The organism is Pseudomonas sp. P4_B3, from assembly GCF_056402295.1.
On sequence record NZ_JBFUHR010000036.1, the window covers coordinates 1 to 16,310 of the forward strand.

At 60.8% G+C, this 16,310-nt stretch carries 15 protein-coding genes and 1 pseudogene; 5 read left to right on the forward strand and 11 right to left on the reverse strand.

Features of this window, described 5'->3' with window-relative positions; all coding sequences use genetic code 11:
- Positions 1 to 164: 164 nt before the first annotated feature.
- The 3 genes from AC1DWG_RS29360 to AC1DWG_RS29370 all read right to left on the reverse strand — a co-directional run bounded on the left by AC1DWG_RS29360 (position 165) and on the right by AC1DWG_RS29370 (position 2,580).
- Entirely contained in the window at positions 165 to 824 is a 660-nt protein-coding gene (locus tag AC1DWG_RS29360) for a response regulator (RefSeq protein WP_477760592.1), read from the reverse strand.
- Positions 821 to 1,714, reverse strand: a complete 894-nt coding sequence (locus AC1DWG_RS29365) for a sensor histidine kinase (protein WP_477765438.1) — start codon at positions 1,712 to 1,714, stop codon at positions 821 to 823. The genes AC1DWG_RS29360 and AC1DWG_RS29365 overlap by 4 nt, the downstream gene beginning before the upstream one ends.
- A gap of 395 nt (positions 1,715 to 2,109) precedes the next feature.
- Positions 2,110 to 2,580 carry a hypothetical protein gene (locus AC1DWG_RS29370; protein WP_477754958.1) on the reverse strand — a complete coding sequence of 157 codons (471 nt, stop codon included), beginning with the start codon at positions 2,578 to 2,580 and terminating at the stop codon, positions 2,110 to 2,112.
- A gap of 464 nt (positions 2,581 to 3,044) precedes the next feature.
- Here AC1DWG_RS29370 and AC1DWG_RS29375 point away from each other — a divergent pair, with 464 nt between their 5' ends.
- A complete protein-coding gene (locus AC1DWG_RS29375) occupies positions 3,045 to 3,980 on the forward strand; it encodes a chemotaxis protein CheV (protein WP_218427764.1) in 936 nt (311 codons plus the stop codon).
- Between the two features lie 83 nt (positions 3,981 to 4,063).
- A complete protein-coding gene (locus AC1DWG_RS29380) occupies positions 4,064 to 4,870 on the forward strand; it encodes an MOSC domain-containing protein (protein WP_477788711.1) in 807 nt (268 codons plus the stop codon).
- Positions 4,871 to 4,941: 71 nt separating this feature from the next.
- On the opposite strand, the gene ppnP is transcribed toward AC1DWG_RS29380, so the two are convergent.
- From ppnP to AC1DWG_RS29420, 8 genes are all read right to left on the reverse strand, one after another.
- The gene (ppnP, locus tag AC1DWG_RS29385) at positions 4,942 to 5,226 is read right to left on the reverse strand and encodes a pyrimidine/purine nucleoside phosphorylase (RefSeq protein WP_007940055.1); all 285 of its coding nucleotides are present in this window, start codon (positions 5,224 to 5,226) and stop codon (positions 4,942 to 4,944) included.
- Positions 5,227 to 5,295: 69 nt separating this feature from the next.
- A complete protein-coding gene (locus AC1DWG_RS29390; RefSeq protein WP_477754961.1) occupies positions 5,296 to 5,838 on the reverse strand; it encodes a 3'-5' exonuclease in 543 nt (180 codons plus the stop codon).
- 70 nt (positions 5,839 to 5,908) lie between these two features.
- A complete protein-coding gene (locus AC1DWG_RS29395; protein WP_477765420.1) occupies positions 5,909 to 7,870 on the reverse strand; it encodes an acetyl/propionyl/methylcrotonyl-CoA carboxylase subunit alpha in 1,962 nt (653 codons plus the stop codon).
- A 116-nt stretch (positions 7,871 to 7,986) separates the two neighbouring features.
- A complete protein-coding gene (locus AC1DWG_RS29400) occupies positions 7,987 to 8,784 on the reverse strand; it encodes an enoyl-CoA hydratase/isomerase family protein (protein ID WP_477765421.1) in 798 nt (265 codons plus the stop codon).
- Positions 8,781 to 9,938: a citronellyl-CoA dehydrogenase gene (gene atuD, locus AC1DWG_RS29405; RefSeq protein ID WP_477765422.1), complete on the reverse strand. Its 1,158-nt coding sequence runs from the start codon at positions 9,936 to 9,938 to the stop codon at positions 8,781 to 8,783. The genes AC1DWG_RS29400 and atuD overlap by 4 nt, the downstream gene beginning before the upstream one ends.
- A 25-nt stretch (positions 9,939 to 9,963) precedes the next feature.
- Positions 9,964 to 11,580, reverse strand: a complete 1,617-nt coding sequence (gene atuC, locus AC1DWG_RS29410; protein ID WP_477765423.1) for a geranyl-CoA carboxylase subunit beta — start codon at positions 11,578 to 11,580, stop codon at positions 9,964 to 9,966.
- Positions 11,581 to 11,583: 3 nt separating this feature from the next.
- Positions 11,584 to 12,453 (reverse strand): SDR family oxidoreductase, encoded by an 870-nt coding sequence (locus AC1DWG_RS29415; RefSeq protein WP_477765424.1) that lies wholly within the window; start codon positions 12,451 to 12,453, stop codon positions 11,584 to 11,586.
- A 12-nt stretch (positions 12,454 to 12,465) separates the two neighbouring features.
- The gene (locus tag AC1DWG_RS29420) at positions 12,466 to 14,268 is read right to left on the reverse strand and encodes an acyclic terpene utilization AtuA family protein (RefSeq protein WP_477788712.1); all 1,803 of its coding nucleotides are present in this window, start codon (positions 14,266 to 14,268) and stop codon (positions 12,466 to 12,468) included.
- A 177-nt stretch (positions 14,269 to 14,445) separates the two neighbouring features.
- On the opposite strand from AC1DWG_RS29420, the gene AC1DWG_RS29425 reads away from it, so the two are divergent.
- The 3 genes and pseudogenes from AC1DWG_RS29425 to AC1DWG_RS29435 form a co-directional block, all read left to right on the forward strand.
- Entirely contained in the window at positions 14,446 to 15,072 is a 627-nt protein-coding gene (locus AC1DWG_RS29425; RefSeq protein ID WP_477760589.1) for a TetR/AcrR family transcriptional regulator, read from the forward strand.
- A 93-nt stretch (positions 15,073 to 15,165) separates the two neighbouring features.
- Entirely contained in the window at positions 15,166 to 15,984 is an 819-nt protein-coding gene (locus AC1DWG_RS29430) for a substrate-binding periplasmic protein (RefSeq protein ID WP_477760588.1), read from the forward strand.
- Between the two features lie 75 nt (positions 15,985 to 16,059).
- Positions 16,060 to 16,200 (forward strand): annotated as a pseudogene (locus AC1DWG_RS29435) (GNAT family N-acetyltransferase); the annotation flags it as partial.
- Positions 16,201 to 16,310: the final 110 nt, after the last annotated feature.

A 16,310-nucleotide genomic window follows, 5' to 3' on the forward strand; every position in this document is an offset into this window, starting at 1 on the left:
ACGCAGCATGGCCAGCTTTAAGGCACAACCCGAAGGGCCGGGCCTGCTGTTGTGCAGGGCTGTGTTGCTCGAAGCTGATTTGGAATGACCAAACTGCGCTTCTCGCGCCTTGCCCTGCACAACAGCAGACCCGGCGCGGTAGGGAAACTAATTGAGAACGCCCCCTAGTCGTCAAGGCTGATGATTTGTTCGCGCACGGCAAACAGCACCAGGCCGGCCACATCGTAGATCTGCAGACGCTTCATGATCTGCGAACGGTGGGTTTCTACGGTCTTGACGCTCAGCCCCAGGCCATTTGCGATCTCTCGAGTGGATTTTCCGCGAACGATCAACCGCAAGATTTCCAGCTGACGTGCCGTCAGGTTGTGCGAGTCGGCAGGTTCGGGTGGGTGCTTCTGGTTTCGGGTCAACGCCTGGTTGATCACCGTGTGGGCAATGGCCGGGCTCAGATAGCGCTCGTTGTTGCGCAAGGCCTCCAGCGCGTGCTCGAGCTCGGTCGCCGTGGTGTCCTTGAGCAGGTAGCCATGGGCTCCGGATTCCAGCGCCTGCATGATCAGGGCCGGGTCGGTGTGCATCGAGAGGATCAGGACCTTGCTCTGCGGGCGCACCCGCTTGAGTTGCTGCAAGGCTTCGAGCCCACCGGTCTGGCGCATCGAAATGTCCAGCAGGACAATATCCGGGGACAGGTGCGCGACCATCTCGAGCAACTGCGAGCCGTCACTGGCCTCACCGATGACGGCGTAGCCGGGCAGGTCCATTACCAGGGCGCGCACGCCAGCCCTGATCAGCGAGTGGTCATCCACCAGTAGTAAATTGCAAGTCAATGCATAACCTTATTCGAACTGGCCCGTTCGAGCGCACGGGGCGCCCAGGGAAAAAGAGCTTCGATTTGGGTGCCTTTGCCCGGCTCGCTGGTCACGGTCAGCGTGCCACCCAGTTGATCGATCCGTTCCGACATCCCGGCCATACCGCGTTGTCCTTCACGACCGGGGTCGGTTGCAGGCGCGAAGCCTTGACCATCATCGCTGATCTGCAACTTCAGGCCTTGTGGCAGACGCTGCAGGCATACCAGCAGGTTCTTGGCCTGGGCATGTCGAAGGATGTTGGTGACCGCTTCCTGGGTAATACGGAAAGCGGCCACGGCCATTTCCTCCGGTATGCCGGTCAGGCGTTGCTGGCATTCCAGGCTCCAGTGCAGCGGGGTGTTGGCCAGGCTCTTGAGCAGGTGCGCGCGCAGACTGGCTTCCAGCCCGAGGCTGGTCAACTGCCGGGGATTGAGAATGGCGGATACGTCACGAACTTTGGTCAGGGTTTCTTCCAGCGTGTCGCAGAGGACCGAGCATTGCTCCTGGAGTTCTTCAGGCATCCGGCGTTTGAGCCAGTCACTTTGCAGTTTTGCGGCGGTCAGCAATTGACCGATGTCGTCATGCAGTTCCCGGCTCAGCCGGTGACGCTCGTTTTCCTGAACCTGCAACAGCCGGTCGGCCAGTTCCTGGGGCTGGAATTTGATGGATTTGCGCGAGAGGCAGTACTGCACGGCTGCACTGGTCAGCGCCGCAACGTTGAGCACCAGCAATGACAGGGGCAACGGGATGGACAAGCCATAGGCCAACAGACTGCCGAGCGTCGAGCAGGTGCATAACAACAGCGTGAATGTGCGTGCATTTTCTCGGGAAGGTGGCCACGTGGCGATTGACTTGAGGCTGGCGTGCATAGCGGATGGAGCCAATGGATTTTCGCTGCGGGCAGACCGGTCATGCTGGCTGACAGGCCCCTGTTTTTTAATCTGGAGCGTCGACTTCAACGGGGTGTACTTTTTTGGAGAAATCAGCCCCAAACTGTCCGGCTGCAACCACACTGCCACTAATTGGCGTCAACTAACAGGCGGCATAGTAGCACTTAAGATACCGCTGGTCGCGTCCGTATATATGTCCGAAAAGTCAGGAGTCCAGTCGTTGGACGCTGCTTCCATAAAGAAACAAGTTGGTTGATGTGTTTGTTAAAAGAGGTCGTTTATAGCTATGAAAAAATCAATTGCGACATGTGTGCACTCAAGTTACAGCGCGGTATTGATAACCAAAGCACGCCATACGACATGGTTCGGCAAGTTCAGGCCTGTCGCTGCGAATAGGAAACGAGGGTGAGCGGCCTGGAATTGATCGGTGGTTGAAATCGGCTTTGCCCGACCTGAAAGGCAAAGGCTTCAATAAGGGTGACCTGCTCACTGTCGTCGAGACTGAGCTGTCCGGTGGTCTGGTCGATGAGTTCAAGTTGCCAGGCAATCAGGGTCAGGCAGTCTTTCAAGGCACTCAGCGCCTCGTCGTGCAGGCTCATGGTGTTCTGGGCGTGGTTCAGCAGGCCATGAATATGCAGAGAGAATTCAGATACGGCCGCCAACGCCAGGGCATCGGCCTTGTTGGCCAGCTTGAGCAGTGTGCTGAGCATGCAGTCGATGGCGTCCTTGTCATTGCTGATCAGCTGCAGATGACTCAGGCATTCCTCGGTTTTAGCCAGGAGTGTTTGCGCCTCGACGAGGAACTCCGTGAGCCGCTGGGTCCACTCTTTACGGTCGTTCGGCATACTTATCTCCACAACGTCATGTCAAATGAGGGGGATATCGAGTGTGTCGACGAGGGCGCTCGGGACCCCGGCATTGCCGAGTCGTCGGGTGAACGAGCTTCGGCTGGCCCGCAGGCAGGCAGGGGAACACGAGAGGGTGGTTGGCCACTGACTTGCGATCGCACACAAAAGCCTGACTCCGTTCATGCAATGAGAATGGCGTCACATTAATGGCTATTGGATATTGCGAATATCAGGTTGCACCTGATTGTTGATAGGGGAATCCCTTACACAGCGGAACCTATCGCGTGAGTTGTGGTCGTGTGACGCAGAAGTGCGGCAGATGTAATCGCAGCGCCAGTAAAGCATGATGTTAATGTGACATCAATGCTTGGGCGTGGCATTTTAGAGTGGGTCAAGCTTCGGCAAAAACAGCCGATAACATTCTTTAAGTGAATTCATCCGAACAAGACCAGGAGTCATTGATGGCCGGCATTCTCGACACGGTAGACCAACGCACGCAACTGGTGGGTGAGAATCGCCTGGAAATTCTCATGTTCCGGCTCGCCGGACGGCAATTGTTCGCGATCAACGTCTTTAAAGTACAGGAAGTCTTGCAGCTGCCAAAGTTGACGCTGATGCCACAGCGCCATCCTTTTGTGTGCGGCGTGGTCAACCTGCGTGGCCAGACCCTGCCGGTGATCGACCTGTCCCAGGCCATCGGCATGCGCCCGTTGGTGCCGGGGCCTGGCAGCACGATTATCGTCACCGAATACAACCGTTCGGTGCAGGCCTTCCTGGTCGGAGGCGTGGACCGGATCGTCAACATGAACTGGGAAGCCATCCTGCCGCCACCGAGCAGTGCCGGCCGCCAGCACTACCTGACGGCCATCAGCAAAGTCGATGATCAACTGGTGGAAATCATTGACGTCGAAAAGGTCCTGGCCGAAATCGTCCCGTACAACGCCAAAGTCTCCCGCGACAAGCTCGAAGATCCGGTACTGGAACGTGCCCGTGGCCGTGAGGTGCTGCTGGTGGATGACTCGAACGTAGCCCTGGCGCAATTGCGCGATACCCTGGGACAGCTCGGCGTGAAGATGCACATCGCCAGCGACGGGTTGAAGGCCTTGAACATGCTCAAGGCCTGGGCCGATACCGGCGTGGACATGACCGACAAACTGCTGATGGTCTTCACCGATGCGGAAATGCCGGAAATGGATGGCTATCGCCTGACCACCGAAATTCGCAACGATCCACGCCTGCGCGGCTTGTACGTGGTGCTGCACACCTCTTTGTCCGGCAGCTTCAACGATTCGATGGTCAAAAAGGTCGGCTGCGACAATTTCCTCTCCAAATTCCAGCCGGACAAACTCGTCGACGTGGTGCGCCAGCGCCTGATGCTTGACGAAGTACCGGCCTGATCAGGCCACGGGCAGTTTTTTTGGCCTTTGATTCGGTGATCAAGCTCGTATAGGGTGGCGTTTTGCCTACCAGGGAGCTGGCCATGTTGCGTCTGAGCGCGCTGTATCGTTATCCGTTGAAATCCGCCAAAGGCGAGGCCTTGCAAGCAATCGGTCTCGACAAGTTGGGGCTGGACGGCGATCGGCGCTGGATGCTGGTGGATGAAGCCAGCGGTCGCTTCCTGACCCAGCGTGCAGTGGCGCAGATGAGCCAGCTGTCGGCGTTGTGGAATGCCGAGGGTGGCTTGGCTCTCAGTGCCCCAGGCTTTGCGCCGATCGATATCGCCTTGCCCGATAGCGATGCACAACTGCGAGGCGTGACGATCTGGCGCGATACCTTGCGAGTGCCCGATGCAGGCGATGAAGCAGGGGCCTGGGTCAGCCAGTTCATCGGCAAACCGACACGCCTGGTGCAAGTGCCGCTCGATCGGGCGCGGATGACGGAGACTGGCTACGGCAAGGATGACGATCAGGTGGCGTTCGCCGATGGCTATCCGCTGTTGCTGATTGGCCAGGCCTCTCTCGAGGACTTGTCGCAACGGGTCGGGCGTCCGTTGGAGATGCTGCGTTTCCGGCCGAACCTGGTGATCGAAGGCAGTGCAGCGTTCGCCGAGGACGGCTGGAAGCGTATCCGTATCGGCGAGATCGAGTTCCGCGTGGTCAAGTCCTGTTCACGCTGCATCCTGACCACCATCGACCCGCAAACCGGGGAGCGCAGCGACGACCGCGAACCCCTGGCCACTTTGCAGAAATACCGTTCCCAGGCGGACGGCGCCATGTTCGGCCAGAACCTGGTCAACGACGGCAACGGTCGACTCGAAGTCGGCATGCCGGTGGAGATCCTCGAGTAATTTTGCGCAGAATAAAAAATGCCCGTGTCGAAAAACACGGGCATTTTTTATTGCAGTGAAGCCCGGCGGGTTTAGCCGCGGTATTCGCACAGGTAGGCAGTGTCGACGGCCACTTTCAGCTGGAACTTGCTGTTGGCCGGCACGTTGAACTGGCTGCCGGCAGCGAAGGTTTCCCAGTCGCTGCTGTCCGGCAGCTTGACGGTCAGTGCACCGCTGACCACGTGCATGATTTCACGCTGGCTGGTGCCGAATTCGTACTCGCCCGGAGCCATGACGCCGATGGTCGCTGGACCTTCTGCGGTGCCAAAGGCTATCGACTTGACGGTGCCGTCGAAGTACTCGTTGACTTTAAACATGGGCGATTCCTCGAAAAGGGCTAAAAAGGGCCGGCCAGTATGCACAAGGCCCTTGGCGTCGTCACCTGTCTAAAGCGGCAGAACCAGCGGCAGCAGGCGTGCGGTATTGCGCGCATCTTCCAGCGCCCGGTGTTGCTGGCCGGTGAACTGCAGGCCGGCCAGTTGCAGAGCGCCGTTGAGTCCTAGCGGGCGTTCCAGGCGTCGGGCCTTGGCAAAGCGCTGTTTGAGGTTCATGTGCGGCACGTTGGCCAGCATGCTGGCGAGTCCCAGCTGCTGCCAATCCTGAAGCAGTTGTTTACGATCGTAATCGCCCCAGCTGGCCCAGCCTTCAAGTCGCACGTGGTGTTGGCCGAGCCAGCGTTCAAACGCGGGCCAGACTTCGCCCAGCGGTTGTGCGGCGTCGATGTTGGCTTGGGTGATGTGCGTCAGCTCGCGGCAAAACGGCGTCAGCAACGGCCGCCGCAAAGGCCGGACGAAACGCTGGAACTGGTCCAGTTCGCGTCCCTTGCGGTCCACCAGGGTGGCGCCGATTTCAATGATTTCCATATCCGTTACGGGCCAACCACCTTCATCGGTGGTGGCCTCCAGATCAATGACCAGCCAGTGAGGCATTGCAGGTTTCCTGGTATCCGCGTCCTGTAGGGTTTGAGCGTAGCCAAACCCGGCGGTTCCGCCTAGCGGCTTATTCGACCTCCAACAGAATCTGCCGGTTTTTTACCTGATCCCCGACTTTGACTTGCAGGCGTTTGAGCACACCGTCGATGCCCGATTTCAACGGGTGCTCCATTTTCATCGCCTCCAGTACTACCAGCAACTGGCCCTTGCTCACCGGGCTGCCTTCATTGACCAGGACGTCGACAATCGCCCCGTCCATCGGTGCCTTGAGGGTGCCGGAGCTGGCACCGGCCTGGCTGGTCACCTGCGCCTGGGTGCGATCCTCAAATTGCAGGCTGCCCGGGCGGGTAAACAGCCAGAGCTGCCCGGCCTCCAGGCGATAAGCGTGGCGCTGGCGGATGCCATCAATCTCAAGGGTGGCCCAGCGTCCATCGTTGTGGATGATCTTCAGTGCGAGGCTGCGCTCGGCGACCTGAATGCGCAATGGCTCGCCCGGGATAGCCTGCAACGCTACCGGCCAATCCTGATCCCCCAGGCCAATGCGATAGTGCAGTGGCACGCTGGCGTTGTTGCGCCAACCGCAAAGCGCGGCCGGATGAGCCTGCGCTGAGGCCTGATAGAAGAGGGCGGTGGCGATGGCCAGGTGATGCGCGCCCGGGGCATGGGACTGCAGGCAGGCATGCTCGGAAAAATGCTGCGCGATGAACCCGGTGCTGAAGTCCCCGCAGGCGAACTGCGGGTGTTCCAGCAGGCTGGCGAGCAAGCGCTGATTGCTTTGCACGCCCAGCAGCACGCTGTCTTGTACCGCCCGCAGCAATTTGCGTCGGGCTTCCTCGCGGGTGGCGCCGTGGGCGATGAACTTGCCGAGCATCGGGTCGTAGAAGGGGCTGATGATCTGGCCTTCGATCAGGCCGTGGTCGATCCGCACGCCGTCCTGCAATCCCGGTTCCCAGGCCACGACGCGCCCGGTTTGCGGCAGAAAACCCTGAGCCGGATCTTCGGCATACAGGCGTACTTCCATGGCGTGCCCGTGGAGTTGCACCTGCTCCTGGCGCAAGGGCAGCGGCTGCCCTTCGGCGATATTCAACTGCCAGGCCACCAGGTCCAGGCCGGTGATCAGTTCGGTCACCGGGTGCTCCACTTGTAGCCGGGTGTTCATCTCCAGGAAGTAAAACTGCCCGCGTGCATCCAGCAAAAACTCCACGGTGCCCGCACCGACGTACTGCACTGCCCGGCCGGCCTTGAGCGCTGCTTCGCCCATGGCCTGCCGCAGTTCAGGCGTCATCACCGGGCAGGGTGCTTCCTCGATGACTTTCTGATGCCGGCGCTGCACCGAACAGTCGCGCTCGCCGAGGTAAATCAGGTTGCCATGGCGGTCACCGAACAGCTGGACCTCGACGTGACGGGGTTCGACCAATGCCTGTTCGAGAATCAGTTCGCCGCTGCCAAAACCGTTCAGGGCTTCGGAGCGCGCGGTGCGAATCTGTTCCAGCAAGTCGCTGGCGTTGTGCACCAGGCGCATGCCGCGTCCACCGCCGCCCGCACTGGCCTTGATCATCAACGGATAGCCGATGCGTCCGGCTTCGCGGCTCAGGGTCGCGTCGTCCTGCCCGTCGCCTTGATAACCGTCGATGCAAGGCACACCGGCTTCGAGCATGGCGAGCTTCGACAGGCGCTTGCTGCCCATCAGTTCGATGGCCTCGGGGCTGGGGCCGATGAAGGTGATGCCGGCGTCCTGGCAGGCGAGGGCAAACCCGGCGTTTTCCGAGAGGAAGCCGTAGCCCGGATGGATCGCATCCGCGCCCGTGCGCCGGGCCGCGTCGAGGATGGTCTGGACGTTCAGGTAAGACTGGTGCACGGGGGCCGGACCGATGTTGACCGCCTCGTCAGCCATCTGCACGTGCAGGGCATCGGCGTCGGTATCGCTGAACACGGCGACCGTGCGATAGCCCAGTGCCTGGGCCGTGCGCTGGATGCGGCAGGCGATTTCACCGCGGTTGGCGATGAGGATTTTTTTGAGTCCGGGCATGGGGGCGTCTCTCAAGTTGTGCGGTGTCTGTTCGGGCCTCTTCGCTGGCAGGCCAGCTCCTACAGGGATTGTGTGTGCATAAATCCACTGTAGGAGCTGGCTTGCCAGCGAAGCTTTTAAGAGGCCCACCCCGGCTTGCGTTTTTGCACGAAGGCCATCGTTCCCTCGACGCCTTCTGCCCCGGTCACCGCTTCGCTGAACCATTCGGCAGCTTGATCCAGCAGGGCATCGGTCGGTTGTCCGGCACTCGCCAGCAAGAGTTTCTTGGTCATCGCATTCGCCTCGGGCGCACAACACAACACATGGGCCAACACCTCATCGAGACGCTCGGCCAGGGCCTGCGGATCATGCTCGACAAAATGCACCAGCCCCATGCGGCGCGCCTGGTGGCCATCAAAGCGGGCCGCGGTCAGGGCCAGTCTTCGGGCCTGGGTCAAACCGATGCGCTGCACCACGAATGGCGCGATCTGCGCCGGCAGCAGGCCGAGGCTGGTTTCCGGCAGGCCGAATTGCGCCTGGTGATCGGCCAGGGCGATATCGCTGACACAGGCCAGGCCGAAACCACCGCCAAGCACCGCGCCTTGCAACACCGTGATCACCACTTGTGGCGCGTGTTGCACCTCTTGCAGCAGCGCACCGAACACCCGGTTCAAATCACAGTGAGCGCTGGAACCCTGAGCACGGGCACTGGCCATGTCCTTGAGATCGCCGCCGGCGCAGAAGTGGCCTCCGGCACCGCCGATCACCAGCGCGCGAACCCCCCGGTCATCGCGCACGGCTGCCAGCACCGAACGCAACTCGGTGACCATCTGCAAGCTCATCGCATTGCGGCTGTCCGGGCGATTGAGGGTGATGTGCAATACGCCGCTGTGCAGTTCCAGCAGCAAGGTCTGGCAAACCGGCAGGCTGCTCATCTCTTTTTCCCCGGCAGGATGCCCATCAGTTTGCAGATGATCCCCAGCATGATTTCGTCGGCGCCGCCGCCAATCGATACCAGCCTCACGTCACGGTAGGCGCGGGCCACCGGGTTGTCCCACATGAAGCCCATGCCGCCCCAATATTGCAGGCAACTGTCGCTGACTTCGCGACCCAGCCGCCCGGCCTTGAGCTTGGCCATGGAGGCCAGGCGCGTAACGTCCTGGCCTTTGACGTATTGCTCGGTGGCCTGATAGACCAGCGCCCGCAGGCATTCGATTTCGGTTTGCAGTTCAGCCAGGCGGAAGTGGATCACCTGATTGTCGATCAGCGCGTTACCGAAGGTTTTGCGCTCCTTGCAGTATTCGATGGTGCTGTCGACGCAATACTCCAGGCCCTTGATCATGTTGGCCGCGCCGAACAGGCGTTCCTCCTGGAACTGCAACATCTGCATCATGAACCCCGCGCCTTCATGGCCGATGCGGTTGCGTTGCGGTACGCGCACGTTGTCGAAAAACACCTGGGCGGTTTCCGAGCTGCGCATGCCGAGCTTGTCCAGGTGTGAGCTCAAGCTGATGCCCTGCGTGTTCATCGGCACCATGATCAGCGACTTGTTGATGTGCGGTTTGTCGTCCGAGGTGTTGACCAGCAGGCAGATGAAGTCGGCGCTCGGCGAGTTGGTGATCCACATCTTGCTGCCGTTGATCACATAATCATCGCCGTCCTTGCGCGCTGTGGTTTTCAAGCCGGCAACGTCAGAGCCGGCGCCGACTTCGGAGACACCGATGCAGCCGACCTGCTCGCCGCTGATGGCCGGGCGCAGGAATTCGTCGCGCAACTCATCGGAGCCGAACCGTGCCAGCGCAGGCGTACACATATCGGTCTGTACGCCGATGGACATCGGTATGCCGCCGCAGTGAATGGTGCCGAACTCTTCGGCCGCGACGATCGAATAGCTGTAGTCGAGGCCCATGCCGCCGAATTTTTCCGGCTTGGAAATCCCCAGGAGGCCGAGGTCGCCAGCCTTGCGGAAGATATCGTGGATGGGGAAGCGCCCGGCCTTTTCCCATTCCTCGACGTGCGGGTTGATCTCGTGCTCGACGAATTGGCGCACGGTGCGGCGCAGTGCTTCGTGTTCCTGGGTGAAGATCATTTTTATTGTTCTCCTCTGATCGCCCTTAGAAGCGGGCTACACCAAAACTGTTGGCTTGCAGTGGCCGCACTTCGGCCTCATGACAGATATCCAGCAAGTAACCGAGCAAGGTCCGGGTATCGCGCGGGTCGATCAAACCGTCGTCCCACAGGTTGGCGCTGCCATAGAGCGCCGTGGACTGGCTGTCGAGTTTCTGCGCGGTGACCTGTTCGAGCATGTCGAGGATTTTCGGGTCGGGCACCAGGCCGTCCTTGGCCTGTTTGGCCTCGGTGACGATGCGCAGCACTTTGCCCGCTTGCGCACCGCCCATCACGGCGGTGCGGCTGTTGGGCCAGGCGAAGATGAAACACGGGTCGAGGCCGCGTCCGCACATCGCATAGTTGCCGGCGCCGTAGGAACCGCCGACGACGATGCTCAGCTTCGGCACCCGGGCGTTGGCCACCGCCTGGATCATCTTCGCGCCGTGTTTGATCACGCCTTGTTGTTCCGACTCGGTGCCGACCATGAACCCGGTGGTGTTGTGGAAAAACAGCAGCGGCGTGCGGCTCTGGTCGCACAGCTGGATGAACTGCGCGGCCTTGCTTGCACCTTTTGGCGTGATCGGGCCGTTGTTGCCGATGAAACCACAGGCGCGCCCCTGAATTTTCAGGTGACCGCAGACGGTCTGCTGATCGAACTCGCCCTTGAATTCAAGAAAGTTCGAAGCGTCGGCAATCCGGGCGATGATCTCGCGTACGTCGTAGGGTTTTTTCGGGTCATCCGGGATCAGGCCCAGCAGTTCGTCGATGGGGTAAAGCGGTTCTTCCCAATGCCGTTCGGGCTGGCGGGGCAACTGCTCGTTCCACGGCAGCAGGCTGACAATCTCGCGTACCTGACGCACACCGTCGGCGTCGTTTTCAGCCAGGTATTCGGCGGTGCCGGCGGTTTGTGCGTGCATCTCGGCGCCGCCCAGTTCTTCATCGGTCGCGACTTCGCCGGTGGCGGCCTTGAGCAATGGCGGGCCGGCGAGAAACAGCTTGGCCTTGCCGCGCACCACCACCACGTAATCCGACAGCCCCGGCTGATAGGCACCGCCCGCCGTGGCCGAGCCGTGCACCACAGTGACCTGCGGCAACCCCATGGCCGACATCCGCGCCTGATTGGCAAAGCTGCGCGCACCTTCGACGAAAATCTCCGCCGCGTAATTGAGGTTGGCACCGCCGCTTTCGGCGAGGGTGATCACCGGCAGTTTGTTTTCCATGGCGATCTGTTGCAGGCGCAGGGATTTTTTCAAACCGCTGGGGGAAATGGTCCCGCCCTTGATTGCGCTGTTGTTCGCCACCACCAGCACGCGCACGCCGGACACGTAGCCGATGCCGGCGATCAAGCCGCCACCGGCGCAGCTGCCATCCTTGTCGTCGTGCAGCTTGTAGCCGGCCAGGCTCGCCAGTTCGAGAAACGGCGCGCCGGGGTCCAGCAGCAGATTGAGGCGTTCCCGGGGCAGCAATTGGCCGCGTTTTTCGAACTTCGGCTTGGCTTCGGCAGCCTTGTTCAGCAGGTTCTGTTCGAGCACGCGAACCTGCTCGATGGCGCTCAGCATCGCTTCACGGTTCTGGGCGAACGGCTCGCTGTGGGGATCGAGTAACGACTGAATCACCGGCATGGGTTATTCCTTGTCCTTCAATACGTCTGGTATGTAGGCACGGTGGAAACCGTTGTACGACTCGCTGTTGGTCGCCTTATGAATCGGCCAGGCGCGCCCGCCGAGGCTGGCGGCGCCGTCGATGCGCAAGGTGCTGCCGCTGACGAACGCCGCTGCCGGGCTGAGCAGGAAAACAATCGCCGCGCTGACTTCCGATTCGGTGCCGATGCGCTTGAGCGGCACGTGTTCGCGCAACGTCGGAATCGCAGCCTTGAAGGCGCCTTCGTAGGTGTCCATGCCACTGGAGGCAATCCAGCCCGGCGCCACGGCGTTGACCCGCACCCCGGCATGCCCCCATTCGTACGCGGCGGTCTTGGTCAGATTGTCCATGCCCGAACGTGCCGCGCCGGAGTGGCCCATACCGGGCATGCCGCCCCACATGTCGGCGAGCATGTTGACGATGGCGCCGCCGTGCTTGCTCATGGACTGGTTGAACACTTCCCGGGCCATCAGGAAACCGCCCACCAGATTGGTGCGCATCACGGTTTCGAAACCCTTCTGATTGATCGAGGCCAGGGGCGACGGGTACTGCCCGCCCGCATTATTGACCAGGCCATGAATGGGGCCATGCTTGCGAATCAATTCGCTGACCAGGTGCTGCACCGGTTCTTCCTCGCGGATGTCGCAAACCGCCCAATCGGCCTTGCCGCCGTCTTCGACAATCTCTGCCGCAACGGTTTTCAGCTTGTCGGCCTTGCGCCCGACCAGCAGCACATGGGCGCCGAGGGCCGCCAGTTCGTGGGCGGTGCAGCGGCCGATGCCACTGCCACCACCGGTGACGATGATGTTTTGGCCGGCAAACAAATCGGCTTTGAAAATCGAATCGTAGGCCATGGCGGCAATCCTCTAGTTGAACTGGTCGGCGATGCGCTGCGGCACCGGAATCTGGATTTCCAGCAGTTGCTGGGCGAAGGCTTTGCCTTGCGGATCGATGCGCAAGCTGGCGACACCACCGCCGCCGAGGGCGTTTTCCAGCAGGAAATTCAGGCTGTGACTGGCGGGCAAGTACCAGCGTTCGACTCGCCCGTGGATGGGATCGAGGACGTGGCCCATCCAGTCGACGATCACTTCCGGGGTCAAGGCTTCGGCGATCCATGGCAGGAACTCGGGCTCGCGGGCCATGACGCCGATGTTGCTGTGGTTGCCCTTGTCGCCAGAGCGAGCGACCGCCAGTTTGACCAGGGCCACGCTGGCGTCGGCCAGGCCCGTCGGTTTCGGTGGCGCGAGCGGGGCTGGCAGGTCCAGCGGGTCGAGCACATCGAGGGCGGGCAGGGCACACCGGTGGCGCTGGCCCATGCAATCAATGTCCAGCGTGCAGGCGGTTTTGTCGATCAGGAACGAGAACAGCCGGATCAGCGGATACACCGTCGGCCGGCCACCGACAATGCCTGTCAGCCCCGGCGCCATGCCGGTGGCGGCCTGGGCGATTTCCCGGGAGAACACGATCAATGCCTGCTTGTCCGGATGGCGCACCGCGAGTTTGATCACCACTTCGCGGCTGTCCTGACGCTGGCCGTGGGGGCCGTAGGTGGCCTCGCTGCCCAGCAACTCGATATTCACGTCGCTGTAGGTTGCCCAACCGCGCTGGCGGAACATTTCCGAGGTCTTGTTGATGATCGCCGCGCTGACTCGCCGCGCCTTGTCGACGGCGTCGATGCCGGCAATCAGGCAACTGGCAGTGCAGCGAAAACCATCGGGGTAGGTGGCGCTGACCTTGTATTGAGCGGTCGGCGGCAGGCCTTTGGCGCCGTGCACCTGCACCGCGTTCCTGCCTTGTTGCAGCAGTTTGACCTGAGTGAAATCGCACACCACGTCGGGCAGCAGATACGCGCGGGGATCACCGATTTCGTACAGCATCTGTTCGCCCACCGTCAGTGGTGTGACCAGCCCGCCGGTCCCTTCGGGTTTGCTGACGATGAACTGGCTGTCGGCGCTGACTTCGACGATGGGAAAGCCGATGTGTTCGTAGTCGGGGACGTCGCGCCAATCCGTGAAGTTGCCGCCCGTGCACTGGGCACCGCATTCGATGATGTGCCCGGCCAATGCTGCCTGGGCGAGCTTGTCGTAGTCGTGCCACGACCAGCCGAACTCATGCACCAGCGCGGCGCTGACCACCGCACTGTCGACCACGCGCCCGGTGATCACGATGTCCGCCCCCAGACGCAGGGCTTCGACGATGCCGGGTGCACCGAGGTAGGCATTGGTCGAGACACACATCGATGGCAAAGGTGCGCCGCTGAACATTTCATGAATGCCCTGGTTGCCTAGCTGTTTGAATTGCGGCTGCAGATCGTCACCCAGCAGCACGGCAATCTTCAGGGCCACCCCGGCCTTGTCGCAGGCTGCTTGCAGGGCGGCGGCGCAGGCTTGGGGATTGACCCCGCCGGCATTGCTGATGACCCGGATGTTGTGCGCCGCGAGTTGCGGCAGCAAGGGCACGAGGACTTCGATGAAGTCGCCCGCATAGCCGGCCTGGGGATCTTTCATCCGCGCGCCGGCCATGATCGACAGAGTGATCTCGGCCAGGTAGTCGAAGACCAGATAGTCCAGATGCCCGTATTCCACGAGTTGCGCGGCAGCGGTCGAGGTATCGCCCCAGAAGGCGCTGGCACAACCGATGCGAATTGTTTTAGGCGCAGTCCATTCCATAGCCACCTCCAACCGAAGTGCGTCGACATTACCAAGCAAGCGCTTGGTTTGTAAATGACTTGATTATCTTCTGCCCAAGCGCTTGCTTGGTTGCATCCATGCGCTTAAATTGCCCGCGCAACTCCGGTGTTTTCGGGGGATCGGCGTTATTGATTGATCGACTGTAGGAGAGAATGGGTGGACGAGCAAAAAGCCCTGAGGGTCATGCGTGAGTTGGTCGACGACGGCCAATTGACCGACCCGGACAGCGCCCGTGGCAAGCTGCTGCAAGTGGCGGCCCACCTGTTCCGCAATAAAGGCTATGAACGCACGACCGTGCGCGATCTGGCTGGCGCCGTGGGTATTCAGTCCGGGAGTATTTTCCATCACTTCAAAAGCAAGGACGAAATCCTGCGCGCCGTGATGGAGGAAACCATACGCTACAACACCGCGTTGATGCGTGCGGCCATCGCCGAGGCCGGCAATGTGCGCGAGCGGGTGCTGGCCTTGATCCGGTGTGAATTGCAGTCGATCATGGGCGGCAGCGGCGAGGCCATGGCCGTGCTGGTCTACGAATGGCGCTCGCTGTCCGAAGACGGCCAGGCCAAGGTCCTGGCGCTGCGGGATATCTACGAAGACATCTGGATGCAAGTACTGGGCGAAGCCAAGACCGCCGGTTTTATCCGCGGCGATGTGTTTATCACCCGACGGTTCCTGACCGGCGCATTGTCCTGGACCACCACCTGGTTTCGCGCCGACGGCAACATGAGCCTCGATCAGTTGGCTGATGAAGCGTTGATTCTGGTGCTGGAAGACCGGCAATAAAGTTGTAATGGCCAGCATTAAACTGGCTAACTGGACAAAACCGCCTAGCTTGAATGCATTGATGCTGTTTTATTGGGGAGTGGGGTTGTTTTGATGGATTCGCCGATTCGGACAGCCTCGCAGCTTTTGCTGGCGATGCTTGCAGCGTCAACGGTGATGCCGTCCCAGGCTGCGCAGCTGGTGCGCATTGGTGCCGCGCACTTTCCGCCCTATACCGTGCGCCCGGAATCCGGGGCCGATACCGGGTTGCTGCCGCAACTGGTCGAGGCTCTGAATGCGTCGCAAAGTGACTACCAGTTTGTCCTGGTGCCCACGTCCATTGCCCGGCGCTTCGGTGACTTCAAACAGGGTCGGGTCGACATGGCTATCTTCGAAAATCCGGCCTGGGGGTGGCAAGACATTCCCCATACTGCCGTCGACATGGGGCTGGAAGACGCCGAGATTTTTGTCGCGCAACGCCTGCCCGATCGACAGCAAAGCTATTTTGCCGACCTGAACGGCAAGCGCCTGGCTCTGTTCAGCGGCTATCACTACGAGTTCGCCAACTTCAATGCCGAACCTCAGTACCTCGCGCAAAACTACAACGCCACGCTGACCTATTCCCACGACAGCAATCTGCTGATGGTGTTACGCGACCGGGCCGACATTGCCCTGGTCACGCGCTCTTATCTGTTCGACTACTTGTTACGCAATAAAAAAGTCGCTGACGAGTTGCTGGTGTCCCAGCGCGTTGACCAGATCTATCATCACTACGCCATTCTCCGTCCGACCGCGCCCATCACTGGTGAGGCCTTCGGCAAGTTGTTGCAAGGCTTGCGGGACAACGGCCAGATGCTGAGGATTTTCGATCCGTACAAGATTGCGTTGGTGCCGATCCCGCACAACGAACCGGCGCCACAAGTCGCCAATTGACGGTCTTTTCCTAAATTTCCTGCCATGGCTCACGTCACTTTATTGAACTGTCGACGACTATCGTGAGCCCGACCCATGTCCAACCTGAATGACCTGACTGCCCTGTGTCTGCCGACAGGCAGTCGTCTTGCCGCTGATGAAACGCAAAGCCGTCTGAGCCTCAGGCTGGAGGGGCAGCCGATGCTCACCCTGCGGCTGATTCGTGACCCTGAGTTGCTGGAGAACCCTGAGTTTGTCACCCAAGCGCTGCTGGAATTTTTAGCTGAGCGCAATCCGGCGTAGGGTTTGCGAAAAAGATCGTCCGAAGGCTCGGTCCGCGCTCGGGC